The organism is Agromyces sp. CF514, assembly GCF_900113185.1.
Taxonomy (GTDB): domain Bacteria; phylum Actinomycetota; class Actinomycetes; order Actinomycetales; family Microbacteriaceae; genus Agromyces.
In genome coordinates this window covers 796991-815266 of the sequence record NZ_FOZD01000002.1, presented here as the reverse complement: position 1 = coordinate 815266, position 18276 = coordinate 796991, and the positions used below count along the sequence as shown (strand labels likewise).

The window sequence follows — 18276 nt, the reverse complement described above, 5'->3', positions numbered from 1 at the left end:
CCCGGCGAGCGGCCTGTGACGCGCCCCGTCGACTTCGCCCGTCGCGAACGCGGCGGGCCGCGCAACGCCGTCGCATCAGGCCACTTCGGCCGGCCTCGGGCGGCCTCGCGCCCCGAACGACGAACGCCACCGACGTCGATGACCGGCGTCGGTGGCGTTGCCCGCCCTCCTCGGGGCGACGGATGCGGCTGTCAGGCGCTCGCGCGCTGCAGCGGGACCTCTTCGTCGTCGTCGAACGCATCTGCGTTCTCGTCGAGGCCGATGAGACCGTAGTCCCAGCCCTTGCGACGGTAGACGACGCTCGGTCGCCCGGTCTCGGAGTCGACGAACAGGTAGAAGTCGTGACCGACGAGCTCCATGAAGGAGAGCGCGTCGTCGACGGTCATGGGTGCCGTCGCGAAGATCTTGCGACGGATGACGACCGGGCAGTAGACGTCGTCCTCCTCGAGCACCGGTGCGCTCTCCTCGATCACCGGGATCGACCCGGTTCGCACCTGCTCGAGCACCTCGGGCCGTGCAGCCTGCACGCCCACCTCGGCGAATCCGAGATCGGTGGCCTCGCGGATCGACGTGGGTCGATGCTGCCCTCGATGGACCTTGCGCCGGTCCTTCGCTCGGCGGATGCGTTCGAGCAGGCGGCCGAGGGCGACGTCGAACGCCGCGTACTTGTCGGAACCGTCGGCTTCGGCCCGGACGACGGGCCCCTTGCCGACGAGCGTGAGCTCGACGCGGTCGGGCCCGGTGTTGCCGTTCTTCTCGTGGTGACGCGTGAGCTTCACGTCGAGGCGAATGGCACGGTCGGCGAGGTTGGAGATCTTCTCCGACTTCTCAGTCGCATAGGTGCGGAATCGATCAGTGATCCCCAGGTTTCGTCCGACGATGTTCAGTTCCATGACGACCTCCATCCACCGACGTGTCACCCGGTTCTGAAGGGTGGTAGGACCACGCCTGTCCTGCCACCGTAGTCTGCGAACCTCCGGATGTCACCTCCCGTTCACCGAGAGGATCCTGAACGTCTCCCGTGCCGGAGCGGGGTCTCGGCGAGCACGGCGACGGCGTCGACGCATGCGCCTGCGGCGGTCAGCGCCCGACGCGCCTCGCGAAGCGTCGAGCCCGTGGTGAGCACGTCGTCGACGAGCAGGAACCGATGCCCGTCGAGGCGTCGGCGCGCGACGAGCCCGCCTGCGGCGTTCGCCGCGCGCGCCTCGGCACCGAGCCCTGCCTGGTCATCGCGTTCGCGGGCGAGCCGCAGCACGGGGGCAGCACGCAGGCCGCATGCGGCGAGGAGCATCGACACGGGGCTGTAGCCGCGCGTACGCAACGCGCCTGCAGTCGAAGGAACCGTCGCGATGAGGATGCCGGACGGCGCGCTTCGACCCGACCGGGAGGCAGGGCCCCACGGTGGGCCGGGCGCGGACGCCGAGGCGGGCGGGCCCGGGTCCGCGACGGCGCGGGCCGCGGCGCGGGCTGCGGCGAGCGCCGCACCGACGGCCGAGGCCAGCGCCGGCGCGAGCACCTTCGCGACGTCCGGCCGACCGGCGTCCTTGTAGACGCCGATGAGCGCGGCGACGACCCCTTCGTACTCGAGACCGGCATGCACCTCGAGGTCGCCCCGAACGACGAGCGCCGGGCGGGCGTGGGCGGCGGCACGGCACGGCGGACACACCGCGCGGTCGGGCACGCCGCACCCCGCGCAGCGCACCGGCAGGAGGGTTGCGACCGCATCGGCGAACGCCGTGCCGACGACCATGCGGCCGCCCGCGGCCCAGGAACGAGACAGCAGGCTCTGAGCGCGGGATGCATCGGACACGGGCTCGAGCATGACGGCCCGCCGCGGCATCCGATCGGGCAGGTTCGACGTCGGTCGCATCCCCGCATCTCGGGAGTGCTGGGGAGGACCGGTCGCGTCGGTCGAGCGCGGATCAGCCCGGCAGCTGCGCCGCGACGAACCGGATGCCGGTCGCCCGCGGCTGCCATCCGACGCCGCTCTGCACGACCAGGTCGCCCGAGCCGAGCCGTACCCGGACGTCGCGCACGCTGTTGGCCGCGTCGAGCTGCGCGCCGCCTTCGGGCCCGTCGCGCGTGGAGGCGACGCCGCCGAGGAACTGCGTCACGATGCGCGTGGCGTCGCCTCCGGTGCGCGTGAGCGAGGCCACAGTGCGGCCGTCGACCCAGGCGACGTCGAGCGGAACGCCGTCGACCGAGGCCAGCCGCAGCACCGTGCTGCCGAGTTCGATGGGCGATCCATCGGCGTCGCGATGGATCGCCGCGACGACGAACGACGTTCCGGTGCCGTCGGCGAGCAGCGCGAGGAGCCGCGTGCCGTCGCGCGACACCTCGATCGCGGCGATCGAGGTACCGGACCACGGCACCTCGACGCGTCCGTTCAGGCGGCCGTCGGAGCTGAACCAGGCCAGGTCGCTCGGCGAATCGGCAGGCACGGTCCAGATGATCCCGGCTCGGTCGTACGCCGGCGTGATGAGTCCCGCGCGCGGGTCGAGGGGACGGGGGTCCTCCCCGACGGTCAGCACGGAGACCCCGTCGGAGGTGAGGATCGCCGCAGACTCGGCATCGGGCCCGATCGCAGCGCCGACGGCACCCGCCTGCACGACCTGTTCCGACAGCCCGTCGATCGGCGTGATGCCGTCGCCGGAGGAGGAGAGGTAACCGAGCGCCTCGCCGTCGAAGACGACCGGGCGGGGATCGACGCGAGGGTCGCGCACGGCCGGGTTGGAGGGCTCGCCGGCATCGGATTCGACGCCGTTCAGGATCAGCTCGACCTTGCCGACGTTGCGAACGCTGCCGATGAGGCTCTCGTCGAGCTGCAGCTGCATGCGCTGCGCCGCCGAGAGGTCGTCGAACGCCGCGCCGGTGAGCGAGACCTCTGCGACGCGGGACGAGACCGGCACGGCAGCCGGCGAGAGCTCGGTGCCCTCTGGGAACGCCGTCTCGACGCCAGGGTCCAACCACTCGGCAGGACCGCCGAGGAGCGCCTGCACGACGCTCGTCTGCGCCGAATCGCGCCCGGCGAACCACCGCGAGTCGGGAACGAGGTAGCGATAGGTGGGGTCGAAGAAGTAGAGCGTGTACTCGCGGAACACCTGGGAGAAGTTCGCCTGGTCGATCACGATGCCCTGCGGCGCGCTCGAGATGCGCCACTGTCCGTCGACCTGTTCGAAGGAGTACTTGAGCTGCAACGGCGTGGCCGACGTGGCGACCTCGTACTGGCCGTTGTTGCGCAGCGAAGCGGCCGGTGTCGCCGTCATGTCGATCTGCGTGTCGGAGACCTCGTCGAACTCGCGGTCTGCGAACACGTCGACGGTCGTGCCGCCGTCGGCGCGCCATTCCTCGGCGAACGTCGGGGTCAGGAAGGTGTAGGCGGTCTGGTAGTTGTTGCGCGGGCTGAGGGCGGCCGTCAGGAACCCGTCGAGGATCTCGCGCTGGGTTCCGTCGACCTTCGGCGAATCGACGATGATGTCGAGGTCGAGCGACGACGCGTCGGTCGGCGCGGGGTCGCCCTGCTGCACCTTGCCGGAGCTCGGGATCGACACGCAGCCGCTGAGCAGCAGCGCGAGCACCGCGGCGGATGCAAGGAGCCATCGTCTACGCATCGTGCACCTCTCGCTCGTCGTCGAGCCTGATCGCACCCACTGACGCCGTGGGAGGCGGTGCAGAGGCCTCGGGATCGTGGGGTTCGAGCGGCAGCGGGGACTCGACCTCGGCCGCTCGCGCATCGGCACGCGCCTCCGCCGAGCGCGGCAACGTCAGCCGGAACACGCTGCCCTGACCCGGGTGGGACCAGACGTCGAGGCGGCCGTCGTGCGCGACCGCGTCTTCGAGCGAGATCGCGAGGCCGAGCCCGGTGCCGCCGATGGTGCGCACGCGGCTCGGGTCGGCGCGCCAGAACCGGTCGAACACGCGCTCGGCCGCCTCGGCCGACATGCCGAGGCCGTAGTCGCGCACCGACAGCGCGATCGCGGTCGCGTTGCTGTCGACCGCGACGACGATCGGACGCCCCTCGCCGTGCTCGATCGCATTGCCGAGCAGGTTCGTCACGATGCGGCGGATGCGGCGCGGATCGACGTCGGCGTCGAGGTGCCCGCCCGGCGCCTCGAGCCGGACCTCGGAACCGCGCTCGCGCGCGAGCCCGTTCATCTCCTCGATGACGTCGCCCGCGAGGTGCACCAGGTTCGTCGGCTCGGTCGCAAGGGTCACGGATCCGGCGTCGTACCTGCTGATCTCGAGCAGGTCGCCGAGCAGTCGCTCGAACCGCTCGGTCTGGGTGTGCAGCAGTTCGACCGTTCGTGCGGTGGGCCCGGCGAAGTCCTCGCGCTGCCCGTAGAGCACGTCGCCGGCGAGCCGGATGGTCGTGAGCGGCGTCCGGAGCTCGTGCGAGACATCCGAGACGAAGCGCTGCTGCATGACCGAGAGCTCGGCCAGTTCCCTGATGCGCGCCTGCAGGCTGTCGGCCATGCCGTTGAAGGATGCCGCGAGCGAGGCCAGCTCGTCTTCGCCGCGCTCGGGGATGCGCACGCCGAGATCGCCGGCGGCGAGGCGGCGGCTCGTCGAGGCGGTCGTGCGGATGGGCTCGATCACGCCGCGCACGACGACGAGCGTGATGGCGCTGAGGAGCGCGATGAGCGCGATCGCGCCGACGATGCCCGTGATCTGCATGAACGCGAGGGTCTGCTGGGCCTCGGCGAGGTTGTAGCCCAGGTAGAGCTCGTAGCGCCCCGCACCGGCGGGGACCTGCAGCACGCTGCCGACCACGATGCCGGGATCGGTGCCGCCCGAGGCGTTGTCGAGCGCCACCGACTGCCAGTACTGGCCCTCGGCGTGCCGCTGCACCTGCTCCCGCAGCTCGGGCGAGATGACCCCCGCGAGGTCGGGGCTCAGCTGGTCGGGCGGTGCGATGCTGTTCGCCGCGGCATCGGGGTCGCGGAAGATCGCGACGACGTTCGTGCCGGCGATGCTCGTGACGGTGTCGAGCGTCGCCTTCATGAGCAGTTGCAGCGACCCGCGGTCGGCGGCGTCGGAGGAGTCGAGGATCAGCTGCGCGGCCGTGGTCGCGTTGTTCGACGCCTCGAGCACGCGCGAGCGCTGGTCCTGGAACAGGTTCGAGGCGACGCTGAACGAGATGTAGAGGCCGATGACGAGGATCGCTAGGCTCGACAGCCCGAGCGTGATGAAGACGGTCCGGACCTGGAGCGACCGTCGCCACGTCGACGCGACGGCGGCCCTGAGGCGCCGCGGAAGACCCCGCCACGAGCCGGTGGCGCGGGTGTCGTCGGCGGCGGCCATTCCGGTCAGGTGGTCGCGCCGGCGCGGTAGCCGACGCCGCGCACGGTCATCACGATGCGGGGGTTGTCGGGATCGTGCTCTACCTTGGCGCGCAGGCGCTGCACGTGCACGTTGACCAGGCGCGTGTCGGCCTTGTAGTGGTAGCCCCAGACCTGCTCGAGCAGCATCTCGCGCGTGAACACCTGCTGCGGCTTCGACGCGAGCGTGAGGAGGAGGTCGAACTCGAGGGGCGTGAGCGAGATGCGGTCGTCGCCGCGGCGCACCTCGTGGCCGGCGGCATCGATCGTCAGGTCGCCGACCGCGTAGGTCTCGGCCGACGACTCGGGCGTCGGCCGCAGCCTGGTGCGGATGCGCGCGACGAGCTCCTTCGGATTGAACGGCTTGACCATGTAGTCGTCCGCGCCGGACTCGAGGCCCTTGACGACGTCGGCGGTGTCGCTCTTGGCGGTGAGCATGATGATCGGCGTGCCCGACTCGGCGCGGATGCGCCCGCAGACCTCGATGCCGTCCATTCCGGGCAGCATGAGGTCGAGCAGCACCAGATCGGGACGGCTCTCGCGGAAGGCGGCGACCGCGCTCGCGCCGTCGCCGCAGAACACGGGGTCGAAGCCCTCGGTGCGCAGCACGATGCCGATCATCTCGGCGAGGGCCGTGTCGTCGTCGACGACGAGTACGCGTGAAGTCATCGGTTCTTTCCTGTGATCTGCGCCTTCCGGCACGGTGGACCGGTCACACAAGCGTAGTCGCTCGCTCCGTCATGGGGGCGGATGCCGCGGGCGGGCGCTGCACGCGCGCTCGGAGCGCGGGGAGGTCGACCGCGAACGGTGCCCCGCCCTCCGGATATGCGAGCATGGGAATGCGCAGCGGAAGGAGCTCGACGAGGTGGCCGAACACGACTGGCGAGCGCCCGGAGCGCCCGAGCCGCAGCCCGAGCCCGCCGCACCGCAGTTCGGCGAGGCGCCGGTGGTGCCGGTGCCGCCTCCGCTGCCGCCGCAGTCGCCGCAGTCGCCGCAGTCGCCGCAGTCGCCCTATGCTGCGACGCAGCCGCCCTATGCCGTGGCGCAGCCGACCTACGGAGCGCCCCCGCCCCCCTACGGCGCCCCGCCGCAATACGGCCCCCAGGGCGGGCCGACCTGGACCGCTCCCCCGAAGCCGGGCCTGCTGCCGCTGCGTCCGCTGGGCTTCGGCACGCTGCTCTGGGCTCCGTTCCGCACGCTGCGGCGCAATCCGGCCGCCACGTTCGGCAGCGGCCTGCTCGTGCAGCTCGCGGCCGTCGTGCTCGGTGCCGCGGTCATGGTGCCGGTCGTCGTGTGGTTCATCGGCCGGCTCGACGGGGCGAAGCCCTCCGAGGTCGACGAGCTGCTGCCGGGGTCGATCGCGGCCGTCGTGCTCGCGATGCTGTTCGCCGTGGGCGTCTCGATCGTCGCCGGCGCATTCCTGCAGGGGGTCATGGTCGTCGAGGTCGCCACGGGCACGCTGGGCGAGAAGCTCGCGCTCGGCGCCCTGTGGCGCCGCGCCCTGCCGCGCATCGGCGCGCTGATCGGGTGGACCCTGCTCGTCTCGCTCGCCCTGCTCGTCGTGCTGGCCCTGCTCATCGGCATCGTCGTGCTCGGCGCGATCACCGCCTCGCCCGTCGGGCTGGCCGTGAGCATCGTGATCGTGGTGCTGCTCGCCCTCGGGCTCGCCGTGCTCGGCTGGTGGATCGGCGTGCGGCTCTCACTCGTGCCGAGCATCATCGTGCTCGAGCGAGCGGGCATCGCGACGGCCATGCGGCGCTCATGGGGGCTGACGATCGGGTACTTCTGGCGCACGCTCGGCACGCTGCTGCTCGTCGGGCTCATCCTGAACGTCGCCTCCCAGGTCGTGGTGCAGCCGATCTCCTTCATCGGCGGCCTGCTTCCGGCACTCATCGATCCGACGAACGCGGGTTCGGCGATCGCGATCACGATCGTGCTGGCGGTCGTGACGACGGTGCTGTCGGTGATCATCGGGGCGATCACGACCGTGGTGCAGGCGGCCGTCATCGGCGTCATCTACATCGACCTGCGCATGCGCACCGAGGGCCTCGACCTCGAGCTCGCCCGATACGTCGAGCTCCGCGACGCGGGGCAGCCCGTGGGCGACCCATGGGCGGTGCCCGGCGCGGCGCCGGAGTCCGGCCCGGTGCCGTCGGGCGGCGCCCTCGCATGATCGCGGTCGCGGCGGTGCGCGCGCTCGGCGTCCGGGCGGATCCGCTCGATCCCGACGCCGACGAGGCCCGTCGCTGGGTGCTCGACGAGCTCTCGAAGCCGCGATACCGGGCAGCCGAGCCGAACGCGCTCGACCGCTTCGCCCAGGCCGTCCGCGACTGGTTCGCCGACCTGCTGAACGGCGCCGGCGCGGTGCCCGGCGAGGTCGTCGCCCTGATCGTCGTGCTCGTCGCGCTCGTGCTCGTGCTCGTCGGCCTGCTGGTCTTCGGACTGCCTCGGCTCCGTCGTCGCCGCCGTTCCGTCGGGGCTCCGGCGTTCGAGGGCGACCTGCGCGACGCCGCGACGATCCGGCGTGCGGCAGAGGCCGCCGCACGCGCGCTCGATTGGCCGCTCGCGATCGAGGAGCGATTCCGGGCGATCGTGCGCGAACTGGTCGAGCGCGAGCTCGTGCACGTGCACCCCGGCACGACGGCCCACGCGGTGGCGGATGCCGCGGCGCGGCCCTTCCCCGAACTGCGCGTCGAGCTGTCCGCGGCGGCCGACGCGTTCGACCGGGTGCGCTACCTGGGCGACGCGGGCGACGCGACGGCGTCCGAGCGCATGACGGCGCTCGACGCTCGACTGCGCTCGGCCCGGCCGACGCCTGCTGCCGCCGAGTCCCCCGACGCGGCATCCGTCGCGGGATTCCGGGCGGTCCGATGAGCGCCTCCCCCACCGTCGAGACCTCGGCCGAGGCGTCCGGCGCTCCCGTGTCGACGACTCCGCCGGCCCCCGCAGGCGGATCGGGCGGCGCGGGCGACGCTGCGGCGATCACCCCGACGGCCCGCGCGCAGTTCCGACGCGGGCGCACGTGGGTCGTGCTCGCCGCCGTGCTCGCGGTCGGCGTCGTCGCGCTGTTCGTGCTGCAGGGCGGCATCGGCGCACCCGGCGGCCGGCTCGACCCCGAGAGTCCGGGCGCTGCGGGCTCGGGCGCACTGGTCGAGGTGCTCCGCGCGCACGACGTCGACGTCGCGGTCGCGCGTTCGCTGGGCACGGCGCTCGACGCCGTCGACCGGGCCGGCGACGCCACGGTGCTGCTCTACGACGAGTTCGGCACGCTCGACGCTGCGCGCCTCGACGAGCTGGCCGGCAGCGGCGCTCGGCTCGTGGTCGTCGAGCCGGGGTTCCGCGCGCTCGAAGAGCTCGCCCCCGGCGTGCGGCTGGCCGGTGCCGCCGAGGGCGCGCTCGACGACGTCTCGTGCGAGGTCGGCGCCGCGACACGGGCCGAGGAGCTTTCAGACGGTCAGCGGCTGCTGACGATCGACGGCGACGCCCGCGAGGCCGGCTGGAACGGCTGCTTCGCCGAGGGCGACGGCTTCGCCGCGGCGATCCGCGCGGGCGACGATGGCGTCGCCGGGGCATCCGATGCCGTGTCGCTCGTCGCGTCGACCACCGTGTTCGAGAACTCGCGCATCGACGAGGCGGGCAACGCCGCCTTCGCGATCGGACTGCTCGGGGCGACGCGCGACCTCGTCTGGTACCTGCCCGGCCCCGGCGACGCCGAGGCCGTCGACGCACCCACGCTCGGCGAGCTCACGCCGGGCTGGGTCAGCCCGGTGCTCGTGCTCGCGACGGTCGTGACCGTGGTGGCGGGTCTCTGGCGCGGCCGCCGGTTCGGCCCGCTCGTCGTCGAGCGACTGCCCGTCACGGTGCGCGCCGGCGAGAGCACGCAGGGTCGCGCCCGGCTCTACGCGCGCTCCGCGCAGCGCACGCACGCGCTCGACCAGATGCGCATGGCCGCGATCGGGCGGCTCGCGACCCTGCTGCGCCTGCCGCGCACGACCGACGCGACGGCGATCGCGCAGGCCGCCGCTTCCGCGACCGGGCGCGAGGCGACATCCGTCGTGCACCTGCTCGTCGACGAGGCGCCCGACGGCGACGGCCGATTCGTCGCACTCGCCCGCGCCCTCGACGACCTCGAACACGACGTGGCGGCGGCCGTCCGCCCCGCCCGAGCAGTGCACGGCGGCCCGGCCGCCGAGACCTCCACCGACGATCCGCCAGGAAGGCAGCGATGACCGACACGACCCCCACGAGCACCACGGACGACGCCCGGCTGCGCGAGGCGCTGAACCGCGTGCGCCTCGAGGTCGGCAAGGCCGTCGTCGGCCAGGACGGCGCCGTCACCGGCCTCATCATCGCGCTCCTCGCGCGCGGGCATGTCCTGCTCGAGGGCGTGCCCGGCGTCGCGAAGACGCTGCTCGTGCGCACGCTCACGCGCACGCTCGACCTGCAGACCCGGCGCCTGCAGTTCACGCCCGACCTCATGCCGGGCGACGTCACGGGTTCGCTCGCCTTCGATCCGCGCACGGGCGAGTTCGCGTTCCGCGAGGGGCCGGTGTTCACGAACATCCTGCTCGCCGACGAGATCAACCGCACGCCGCCGAAGACCCAGTCGGCGCTGCTCGAGGCCATGGAGGAGCGACAGGTCTCGGCCGACGGCGTCACGCGCCCGCTGCCCGAGCCGTTCCTCGTCGCGGCCACCCAGAACCCGATCGAGTACGAGGGCACCTACTCGCTGCCCGAGGCGCAGCTCGACCGGTTCCTGTTGAAGCTCGTGCTCGACGTGCCCGAGCGCGACGCCGAGTTCACGATCCTCCGACGTCACGCAGACGGCTTCGACCCGCACGACCTCGCTGCGGCCGGCGTCGAGGCGGTGCTCGACGCGGACGAGCTCGAGGCCGCGCGGCTCGCCGCGGCATCCGTGCGCGTCTCCGACGACGTGCTCGCCTACCTCGTCGACCTGGCCCGCGCGAGCCGGCTCAGCCCGTCGTTGCGCCTCGGCGTGAGCCCGCGCGCGTCGACCGGCCTGCTCGCGGCCTCGAAGGCGTGGGCATGGCTCTCGGGCTACGAGTCGGTGACGCCCGACCACGTGCAGGCGATGCTGCTGCCCGTGTGGCGTCACCGCGTGCAGCTGCGGCCCGAGGCCGAACTCGAGGGCGTCTCGGTCGACGCGGTGCTGCGCGCGATCATGCAGCAGGTGCAGGTGCCGCTCTGACATGGAGGTAACCGGTCGGTTCGTGCTGCTCGTCGCCCTCGGCGTCGTGCCCGTCGTCGTCGCGGGGTTCTCAGGGTCGGATGCCGCGTGGCTCGCGCTGCTCGGGTGGCTCGCCGTGTCGATCGGACTGGGCGTGCTCGACCTCTCGCTCGCCGGCTCGCCGCGACGGGTCTCGCTCGAGCGCGACCTGCCCGAGCGGGTGCGCCTCGGCGAACCCGTCACCTCGACGCTCGCGGTCGTCAACACGGGCGAGCGGATGCTGCGCGCCACCGTGCGCGACGGGTGGGAGCCGTCCGCCGGGGTCGCCGGTCCGAACCGCACCCGGCTCCGCATCGCCGCGGGCGAGCGACGGAGCCTGCGACTGCAGCTGACCCCGTGGCGCCGAGGCGACCGGCGCACCGAGCAGGTGACGATCCGCTCGGCGGGCCCGATGGGACTGTGGTGCCGTCAGGCGACGCTCGCGGCGCCCGGGCGCCTGCGCGTGCTGCCGCCGTTCCACTCTCGCGTGCACCTGCCGTCGCGGCTCACGCGCCTGCGCGAGCTCGACGGGCGCACGCCCATGCTCGTGCGCGGCCAGGGCACCGAGTTCGACTCGATCCGCGAGTACGTGCGCGGCGACGACGTGCGCTCGATCGACTGGCGGGCGACCGCCAGGCACGTCGATCCGGCGGCCCGCGGCGGCACGAAGCTCATGGTGCGCACGTGGCGGCCCGAGCGCGACCGTCGCATCGTGATCGTCGCCGACACCTCGCGCACGGCGGCCGCGCGCGTGGCCGACGAGCCGCGACTCGACACCGCGTGGGAGTCCACGCTGCTGCTCTCGGCACTCGCGACCCATGCGGGCGACCGCGTCGACTTCTTCGCCTGGGACCGCCGCGCACGCGCTCGCGTGACGGGGGTCACGGGCCCGCAGCTGCTTCCGCGCCTCGTCGACGCCATGGCCGGGGTCGAGGCCGAGCTCATCGAGGCGGACTGGACCGGGCTGCCCGCGCAGATCCGAGCCGTCACGAGCCGACGCGCGCTGGTCGTGCTGCTCACGGCAGCCGACTCCCCCGGGTCCACGCGCGGCCTGCTCTCGGTGCTGCCGCAGCTGACGGCGAGGCACACCGTGCTCGTCGCCTCGGTGCAGGACCCCGAGACGGATGCCTCGGCAGGGCGCCGCGAGACCCTCGACGAGGCCTACCTCGCCGCCTCCGCGGAGCGCGCGCGCCTCGACGTCGACCGCGTGGCCGCGGCGATCCGCCAGTCGGGTGCGCACGCGGTGTCGGCGGCCCCGCACGACCTGCCCCCGGCGCTCGCCGACCGCTATCTCGAGCTGAAGTCGGCCGGCCTGCTCTGACGGCCGCCGGGCCGCGGATGACACGATGCGTCGACGTGTGTCGCCCGCGCGTCGGTTCGGATAACGATTCGGACATGGAGGGTGAATGTGCCGTGCATGCCGCAGCGCGGTGGATATCGTCGCATCGAACGGCAGCTGGGGGGCGCGCCGTTCCACACGCATCACTCGTGTTCTCCCCACCATCCCTACGAAAGGATCGGTCATGTCCGATACGACTCCCGCCGTCGCCACGGCTCCCGCCGTCGCTGCACCGTCGACGGCCCAGAAACTCACCGCAGAGGTGCTCGGCACCTTCATCCTCGTCTTCGGCGTCATCGGCACCGCGATCTTCGCGGCCGGGTTCGCCGGCGGCGAGGGCGGGCTGAACGTCGGGTTCCTCGGCGTCGCCCTCGCGCTCGGCCTCAGCGTGCTCGTCGCGGCCTACGCGTTCGGTCCGATCTCGGGCGGCCACTTCAACCCCGCGGTGACCCTCGGGCTCGCGGTCGCCGGTCGCTTCGGCTGGAAGGAGGCGTTCCCCTACATCGCCGCCCAGCTCGTCGGCGCGGTACTCGGTTCCACCCTGCTGCTCCTGATCGTCGCGAACGGCCCGACCGGCTACGACTCGGCGGTCTTCCAGGGCGCCTCGACCGGGTACGACGAGCTCTCCCCCGGCGGCTACGGCGTCGTCTCGGCGTTCCTCGCCGAGACCTTCACCACCGCGGTCTTCCTCTTCGTGATCCTCGGCGTCACGAGCGCCGGGCGTTCGGCGGCGAGCTTCGCGCCCCTCGCGATCGGCCTGACCCTCACGGTGCTCGCGCTCATCGCGATCCCGATCACGAACGCCTCGTTCAACCCGGCCCGTTCGATCGCGACCGCGATCTACGGCGGCACCGAGGCGCTCGGCCAGGTCTGGCTCTCGATCGTCGCCCCGATCCTCGGCGCGGTCATCGGCGGGTTCATCTTCAAGGCGGTCTTCGACCGGGCCGCGAAGCTCTCGGCGTAGTCCGCGCACGCGGTCGCGAATGGCGGATGTCCTCACGGGGCATCCGCCATTCGGCTTCTCGGGCCGCGGATGCCGCGGCGACGGGCCGTGCGTTCAGCCGGCGACGATGCGGGTCGCCCCCGCCTCGAACTCGTCGAGGTCGCCGGTCGCCCCGGCCTTCGCCGCGCGACGCCCGAGGACGAGCATGTACGCGAGGAATCCGCCGAGCGCGAGCACGCCGATGCCGATCTTCACCGGCCACGGCCACGGTGCAGGGGTCACGAAACCCTCGATGAGTCCTGAGACGAAGAGGAAGAACACGAGTCCGATCGCGACCGTGAACAGCGCCCTGGCGTCTTCGGCCAGGGCGACGCCGCGCGGACGCCGGCCCGGAGCGACCCAGGCCCAGAAGATGCGCAGGCCCGCGGCCGCCGCGACGAACACGCACGTGAGCTCGAGCAGGCCGTGCGGCGTGATGTAGAGGAAGAACGTGTCGGCCTCGTCGTAGGCGAACATGATCGCCGCCGTGACGCCGAGGTTCTGCGCGTTCTGCATGATGACCACGGGCACCCAGACGCCGGTGATGCCGAACGCGACGCACTGGGCGGCGATCCACGCGTTGTTCGTCCAGACCGAGCCCGCGAACGACGCCGCCGGATTCTCGGAGTAGTAGGCCACGAACCCCTCGTCGGCGAGCTGCTGCAACTCGGCCTCGTCGCCGAGCGTCGCCAGCACCCGCGGGTCGGCGGCGATCCACCAGGCGTACAGCCCGGCGACGACCACGGTCGCGACGGCGACCGCGAGCGTCAGCCAGCGCACCCGGTAGAGGGCCGCGGGCAGGTCGACCACCGCGAAGCGGGTGAAGAGCTTCAGCGGGTTCTCGGACGCGCCGGTGAACTTCAGGCGCGCCTTCGCGAGCGAGATCGAGAGCCGGTCGCCGAGCGCGGTCGACCCGACGGTCGTCTGCACGAGCGAGAGATCTGAGGCGACACCCTGATAGCGCTCGATGAGCTCATCGGCCTCTGGGCCGGTGAGCCGGTTCGCACGGCCGAGCGCGTCGAGCCGCTGCCATTCGTCATGGCGTGCTGAGGCGAGCGCGTCGAGGTCCATCTGCTTGAATACTAGCCATGGTCGACGCCACCCACGCCCGCACCGGCGCCGCCCGGCACGACGACGATGGCGTGGTCATCGGCGAGGCCGTCGCGCTCGACCTGCGACCGGCGTCCGCCCTCATCCGCGGCGGCGGCACGATCATCGACGTGCTCGTCTCGATCGCCCTCCTCGTGGGCATGGCGCTCATCGCCACCGGTGCGGGGCTCACGGTCGACGACGCCGCGCTCCGCGCGATCGCGATCGGCGGCGTCGTGCTCGTCATCATCGTCGTGCCGACCGCGGTGGAGACCGCTTCGCGCGGCCGGTCGCTCGGCAAGCTGGCGATGGGCCTGCGCGTCGTGCGCGACGACGGCGGCGCGATCGGGTTCCGGCACGCGTTCATCCGCGCCCTCACCGGGGTGCTCGAGATCTACCTCACGTTCGGCGGCCTCGCGGTGCTCGTCGGCTTCCTGAACCCCTCGTCCAAGCGACTGGGCGACCTGCTCGCCGGCACCCACGCGCAGGTCGAGCGCGTGCCCGCCGTGCCCTCGAACCCCTTCGACGTGCCGACCTCGCTCGTCCCGTGGGCGTCGATCGCCGACGTCGCGCGCCTGCCCGATCCGCTTGCGCGCCGCGTCGCCTCGTTCTTCGAGAACGTCGCGCAGCTCGCGCCCGAGAGCCGCGCACGCCTCGCCGCATCGCTCGCAGCCGAGGTCGCGCCGTTCGTCTCGCCGATGCCCGACGCCGCGCCCGAGCCGTTCCTGGCGGGCGTCGTCGCCCTGCGCCGCGCTCGCGACGCGCGTGCGCTCGAGCTCGAACGCGTCCGCCTCGCGGCGCTCGAGCCGGTGCTCACGGCAGCGCCGACCGGCTTCCCCCGGCGCTGAGTCCGCGGGCCGGCACGCTCCTCGCTGCGCGCACGGCGTGCCGGCCCGGCGCACGAGCACGCTGCGCCGGACACGCAAGAGCGGGGCGGATGCCGCAGGCGCGCGCCCGCGGCATCCGCCCCGCTCGATGCGAGAGGCGACCGATCAGTACCGGTAGTGGTCGACCTTGTAGGGGCCCTCGACCGGGACGCCGATGTAGGCGGCCTGCTCGGGGCTGAGCTCGGTGAGCTGGACGCCGAGGGAGTCGAGGTGCAGTCGGGCGACCTTCTCGTCGAGGTGCTTCGGCAGCACGTAGACGCCGACCGGGTACTGCTCGGGCCTGGTCCAGAGCTCGATCTGGGCGAGCACCTGGTTGGTGAACGAGTTCGACATGACGAACGACGGGTGGCCGGTGGCGTTGCCGAGGTTCATGAGGCGGCCCTCGGAGAGCACGAGGATCGACCGGCCCGTCGGCAGTCGCCACTCGTGCACCTGCGGCTTGATCTCGACCTTCTCGGCGCCCTCGAGCGCCTCGAGGCCGGCCATGTCGATCTCGTTGTCGAAGTGGCCGACGTTCGAGACGATGGCGAGGTGCTTCATGGCGAGCATGTGCTCGAGGCGAAGCACATCCTTGTTGCCCGTGCAGGTGACGAAGATGTCGACCTCGCCGACCACGTCGTCGACGCGCGCCACCTGGTAGCCGTCCATGGCGGCCTGGAGTGCGCAGATCGGGTCGACCTCGGAGACGATGACGCGAGCGCCCTGCCCGCGCAGCGCCTCGGCCGCGCCCTTTCCGACGTCGCCGTAGCCGACGACGAATGCGACCTTGCCGCCCATGAGCACGTCGGTCGCGCGGTTCAGGCCGTCGGGAAGCGAGTGGCGGATGCCGTACTTGTTGTCGAACTTCGACTTCGTGACCGAGTCGTTGACGTTGATGGCCGGGAACCGCAGCTCGCCCTTCGCGTGCAGCTCGTAGAGGCGGTGCACGCCGGTGGTGGTCTCTTCGGTGACGCCCTTGAGCTCGTCGGCGATGCGGGTCCAGCGGTCGGGGCTCGCCTCGAGCGAACGGCGGAGCGTGTCGAGCACGACTCCGTACTCGTGGCTCGCGTCGGCGGGGGTCGCGGGCACCGCGCCCGCGAGCTCGAACGCGCGGCCGTCGTGCACGAGCAGCGTCGCGTCGCCGCCGTCGTCGAGGATCATGTTCGGGCCGATCCAGTCGGCACCGGCTGCGGCGGCCTCGGCGCTCCAGTCGAAGATGCGGTCGGTGCACCACCAGTACTCTTCGAGCGTCTCGCCCTTCCACGCGAACACGGGCACGCCGGCGGGAGCCTCTGGCGTGCCGTCGGGGCCGACCGCGATCGCCGCGGCGGCTTCATTCTGCGTGGAGAAGATGTTGCAGCTCGCCCAGCGCACCTGCGCGCCGAGGGCCACGAGCGTCTCGATGAGCACGGCCGTCTGCACGGTCATGTGCAGGCTGCCGGCGATGCGTGCACCCGCGAGCGGCTGGGACGGGCCGAACTCCTCGCGGAGGGCCATGAGGCCGGGCATCTCGTTCTCGGCGAGGCGGAGCTGGTGGCGCCCTGCCTCGGCGAGGGAGAGGTCGGCGACCTTGAACGGGAGGGCGGATGTCTCGGCGAGCGTCATGCGTCCATTGTCGCAGGATCGCGACGAGCTCCGCACGGGTCGCGTTCACGAGTCCGCCGTGGATGCGCTCGGCGCCGGCTCGCCTCGCGCTGCGGTGCCGCCCCTCGGCGGGCCGCCCGTCGTCGGGCCTCCCCCTTCGGGCCGCGCTTCGCTACGCGCCGCGCGGGCTCACGCGCGGATGAGCGCCAGCACCTCGTCGCGCACGACCGCCATGGTCGCGGTATCCGCGCCCTCGACGTTGAGGCGCAGGAGCGGCTCGGTGTTCGACGGACGCACGTTGAACCACCAGAACGGCTCGTCTTCGGCGGTCGTGCCGAAGACCGTGAGGCCGTCGAGCTCGTCGAATTCGCCGCGGCCGGTGAACGCCTCGACCACGCGGGTGTAGGCCGACGGCACGTCGTCGACGACCGAGTTGATCTCGCCGGAGAGCGCGTAGGGCGTGAAGCGGTCGGCCAGCTCGGAGAGCGGTGCCTGCTGGGCGCCGAACTCGGCGAGCACGTGCATCGCGGCCAGCATGCCGTTGTCGGCGCCCCAGAAGTCGCGGAAGTAGTAATGAGCCGAGTGCTCGCCGCCGAAGACCGCACCGGTCTCCTTCATGCGGTCCTTGATGAGCGAGTGGCCGACGCGGGTTCGCACCGGGTTCGCACCGGCCGCCTCGATCGTCTCGGGCACGAAGCGCGACGTGATGAGGTTGTGGATCACGTTGACGTCGGTCTCGCCGAGGGCTGCGACGCGGGCGATCTCGCGCACGGCGACGATCGCCGCCACCGCCGAAGGGGTGACCGCTCCACCGCGCTCGTCGACGACGAAGCACCGGTCGGCGTCGCCGTCGAACGCGAGGCCCAGGTCAGCGCCGTGCTCGACGACGGCCTTCTGGAGGTCGACCAGGTTCGCCGGCTCGAGCGGGTTCGCCTCGTGGTTGGGGAACGTGCCGTCGAGCTCGAAGTAGAGCGGCACGATCTCGAGCGGCAGCTCGGACAGGCCGGCGGCCGTGCCGAGCACGGCCGGCACGGTGAGCCCGCCCATCCCGTTGCCCGCGTCGACGACGATCTTGAGCGGGCGGATGCCGCTCAGGTCGACGAGCGAGCGCAGGTAGGCCGCGTACTCGGCGAGCACGTCGAGCGGCTGCACCGAGCCGGGGGCGTCGACGGGCACGATGCCCTGCTCGAGGTAGTCGGCCGCACGGTCGCGGATCGCTGCGAGGCCCGTGTCGAGCGAGATGCCCTGTGCGCCGGCGCGCGAGAACTTGATGCCGTTGTAGGCGGCGGGGTTGTGGCTGGCCGTGAACATCGCCGCCGGGGCGCCGAGCGCGCCCGAGGCGTAGTAGCTCTCGTCGGTCGAGCAGAGGCCGATCGCGACGACATCGGCTCCGCGGCTCGTCGCGCCGCGCGCGAACGCCTCGGCGAACACGGGCGACGAGTCGCGCATGTCGTGGCCGACCACGACCCTGCCCCCGGCAGCGCCGACCTCGTCGACGAACGCGGCGGCGAGTGCTTCGACCGACTGCTCGGTGAGGGCGTCGCCCACGATTCCACGGACGTCGTAGGCCTTCACGATCGAGCTGAGGCGCTCGCGGTCGACGGGGTTCGAGGCGTTCGTCATGCGGTGGAATCTACCCGACCGGGCGTGACATATCGAACAACCTGCCAGCCCACCGGTGCAGAGGTGCGATCGGCGTGGATGGCGCAGAGGTCGTAGCCGTGGGGCTCGGGGGTCGCCGACAGCGGGCCGAGCACGGCCATCGAGTCGGCGTAGTCGAAGGTCAGGGTCGCGACCGCCTCGGCGGGGCACGCGGTGCGCGAACATCGTCTCTTCATGGCTCGACCATGGTAGCGACGCAGCCGGACATT

16 protein-coding genes are annotated in these 18276 nt (G+C 72.4%); 7 read left to right on the top strand and 9 right to left on the bottom strand.

Going from position 1 to position 18276, the window contains the following annotated elements; genetic code table 11:
- Positions 1–191: 191 nt before the first annotated feature.
- The 5 genes from hpf to mtrA form a co-directional block, all read right to left on the bottom strand.
- A complete protein-coding gene (gene hpf, locus BM342_RS16500; RefSeq protein ID WP_092968075.1) occupies positions 192–893 on the bottom strand; it encodes a ribosome hibernation-promoting factor, HPF/YfiA family in 702 nt (233 codons plus the stop codon).
- Between the two features lie 101 nt (positions 894–994).
- Positions 995–1810, bottom strand: coding sequence for a ComF family protein (locus BM342_RS16495; protein WP_143109916.1), 816 nt, complete (start codon positions 1808–1810; stop codon positions 995–997).
- Positions 1811–1922: 112 nt separating this feature from the next.
- Positions 1923–3611, bottom strand: a complete 1689-nt coding sequence (locus BM342_RS16490) for a GerMN domain-containing protein (RefSeq protein WP_143109915.1) — start codon at positions 3609–3611, stop codon at positions 1923–1925.
- A complete protein-coding gene (mtrB, locus tag BM342_RS16485) occupies positions 3604–5301 on the bottom strand; it encodes an MtrAB system histidine kinase MtrB (protein ID WP_092968070.1) in 1698 nt (565 codons plus the stop codon). The genes BM342_RS16490 and mtrB overlap by 8 nt, the downstream gene beginning before the upstream one ends.
- 5 nt (positions 5302–5306) lie before the next feature.
- The gene (mtrA, locus tag BM342_RS16480; protein WP_092968068.1) at positions 5307–5987 is read right to left on the bottom strand and encodes an MtrAB system response regulator MtrA; all 681 of its coding nucleotides are present in this window, start codon (positions 5985–5987) and stop codon (positions 5307–5309) included.
- A 196-nt stretch (positions 5988–6183) separates the two neighbouring features.
- Between mtrA and BM342_RS16475 the strand changes: the two genes are divergently transcribed.
- The 6 genes from BM342_RS16475 (at position 6184) to BM342_RS16450 (ending at position 12848) form a co-directional block, all read left to right on the top strand.
- Positions 6184–7491 (top strand): hypothetical protein, encoded by a 1308-nt coding sequence (locus BM342_RS16475; RefSeq protein ID WP_092968066.1) that lies wholly within the window; start codon positions 6184–6186, stop codon positions 7489–7491.
- Entirely contained in the window at positions 7488–8192 is a 705-nt protein-coding gene (locus tag BM342_RS16470) for a DUF4129 domain-containing protein (protein WP_143109914.1), read from the top strand. Before BM342_RS16475 ends, BM342_RS16470 begins: the two co-directional genes overlap by 4 nt.
- A complete protein-coding gene (locus BM342_RS16465) occupies positions 8189–9547 on the top strand; it encodes a DUF4350 domain-containing protein (protein WP_092968064.1) in 1359 nt (452 codons plus the stop codon). Before BM342_RS16470 ends, BM342_RS16465 begins: the two co-directional genes overlap by 4 nt.
- A complete protein-coding gene (locus tag BM342_RS16460) occupies positions 9544–10527 on the top strand; it encodes an AAA family ATPase (protein WP_092968062.1) in 984 nt (327 codons plus the stop codon). Before BM342_RS16465 ends, BM342_RS16460 begins: the two co-directional genes overlap by 4 nt.
- A 1-nt stretch (position 10528) precedes the next feature.
- A complete protein-coding gene (locus tag BM342_RS16455) occupies positions 10529–11866 on the top strand; it encodes a DUF58 domain-containing protein (protein WP_092968060.1) in 1338 nt (445 codons plus the stop codon).
- A gap of 202 nt (positions 11867–12068) precedes the next feature.
- Positions 12069–12848, top strand: coding sequence for an aquaporin (locus BM342_RS16450; protein ID WP_092968058.1), 780 nt, complete (start codon positions 12069–12071; stop codon positions 12846–12848).
- A gap of 93 nt (positions 12849–12941) precedes the next feature.
- Here the strand turns inward: BM342_RS16450 and BM342_RS16445 are convergent, their stop codons facing one another.
- Positions 12942–13937, bottom strand: coding sequence for a stage II sporulation protein M (locus tag BM342_RS16445; RefSeq protein WP_092968056.1), 996 nt, complete (start codon positions 13935–13937; stop codon positions 12942–12944).
- Between the two features lie 17 nt (positions 13938–13954).
- On the opposite strand from BM342_RS16445, the gene BM342_RS16440 reads away from it, so the two are divergent.
- The gene (locus BM342_RS16440) at positions 13955–14803 is read left to right on the top strand and encodes an RDD family protein (protein ID WP_092968054.1); all 849 of its coding nucleotides are present in this window, start codon (positions 13955–13957) and stop codon (positions 14801–14803) included.
- Positions 14804–14947: 144 nt separating this feature from the next.
- Here the strand turns inward: BM342_RS16440 and ahcY are convergent, their stop codons facing one another.
- The 3 genes from ahcY to BM342_RS16425 form a co-directional block, all read right to left on the bottom strand.
- Complete coding sequence (gene ahcY / locus BM342_RS16435) at positions 14948–16426, bottom strand: adenosylhomocysteinase (protein ID WP_092968052.1); 1479 nt, start codon at positions 16424–16426, stop codon at positions 14948–14950.
- A 168-nt stretch (positions 16427–16594) separates the two neighbouring features.
- Entirely contained in the window at positions 16595–18028 is a 1434-nt protein-coding gene (locus BM342_RS16430; RefSeq protein ID WP_092968050.1) for a phosphomannomutase/phosphoglucomutase, read from the bottom strand.
- Entirely contained in the window at positions 18025–18243 is a 219-nt protein-coding gene (locus BM342_RS16425) for a DUF3499 family protein (protein WP_092968048.1), read from the bottom strand. The genes BM342_RS16430 and BM342_RS16425 overlap by 4 nt, the downstream gene beginning before the upstream one ends.
- Between the last annotated feature and the right edge of the window lie 33 nt (positions 18244–18276).

Bases quoted from the DNA above. Each gene is read 5' to 3' on its own strand.
- BM342_RS16440 (WP_092968054.1), top strand. From the start codon at position 13,955: ATGGTCGACGCCACCCACGCCCGCACCGGCGCCGCCCGGCACGACGAC.
- BM342_RS16470 (WP_143109914.1), top strand. From the start codon at position 7,488: ATGATCGCGGTCGCGGCGGTGCGCGCGCTCGGCGTCCGGGCGGATCCG.
- mtrA (WP_092968068.1), bottom strand. From the start codon at position 5,987: ATGACTTCACGCGTACTCGTCGTCGACGACGACACGGCCCTCGCCGAG.
- BM342_RS16460 (WP_092968062.1), top strand. From the start codon at position 9,544: ATGACCGACACGACCCCCACGAGCACCACGGACGACGCCCGGCTGCGC.
- BM342_RS16445 (WP_092968056.1), bottom strand. From the start codon at position 13,937: ATGGACCTCGACGCGCTCGCCTCAGCACGCCATGACGAATGGCAGCGG.
- ahcY (WP_092968052.1), bottom strand. From the start codon at position 16,426: ATGACGCTCGCCGAGACATCCGCCCTCCCGTTCAAGGTCGCCGACCTC.
- BM342_RS16430 (WP_092968050.1), bottom strand. From the start codon at position 18,028: ATGACGAACGCCTCGAACCCCGTCGACCGCGAGCGCCTCAGCTCGATC.
- BM342_RS16425 (WP_092968048.1), bottom strand. From the start codon at position 18,243: ATGAAGAGACGATGTTCGCGCACCGCGTGCCCCGCCGAGGCGGTCGCG.
- BM342_RS16455 (WP_092968060.1), top strand. From the start codon at position 10,529: ATGGAGGTAACCGGTCGGTTCGTGCTGCTCGTCGCCCTCGGCGTCGTG.
- BM342_RS16465 (WP_092968064.1), top strand. From the start codon at position 8,189: ATGAGCGCCTCCCCCACCGTCGAGACCTCGGCCGAGGCGTCCGGCGCT.
- BM342_RS16490 (WP_143109915.1), bottom strand. From the start codon at position 3,611: ATGCGTAGACGATGGCTCCTTGCATCCGCCGCGGTGCTCGCGCTGCTG.
- BM342_RS16450 (WP_092968058.1), top strand. From the start codon at position 12,069: ATGTCCGATACGACTCCCGCCGTCGCCACGGCTCCCGCCGTCGCTGCA.
- mtrB (WP_092968070.1), bottom strand. From the start codon at position 5,301: ATGGCCGCCGCCGACGACACCCGCGCCACCGGCTCGTGGCGGGGTCTT.
- hpf (WP_092968075.1), bottom strand. From the start codon at position 893: ATGGAACTGAACATCGTCGGACGAAACCTGGGGATCACTGATCGATTC.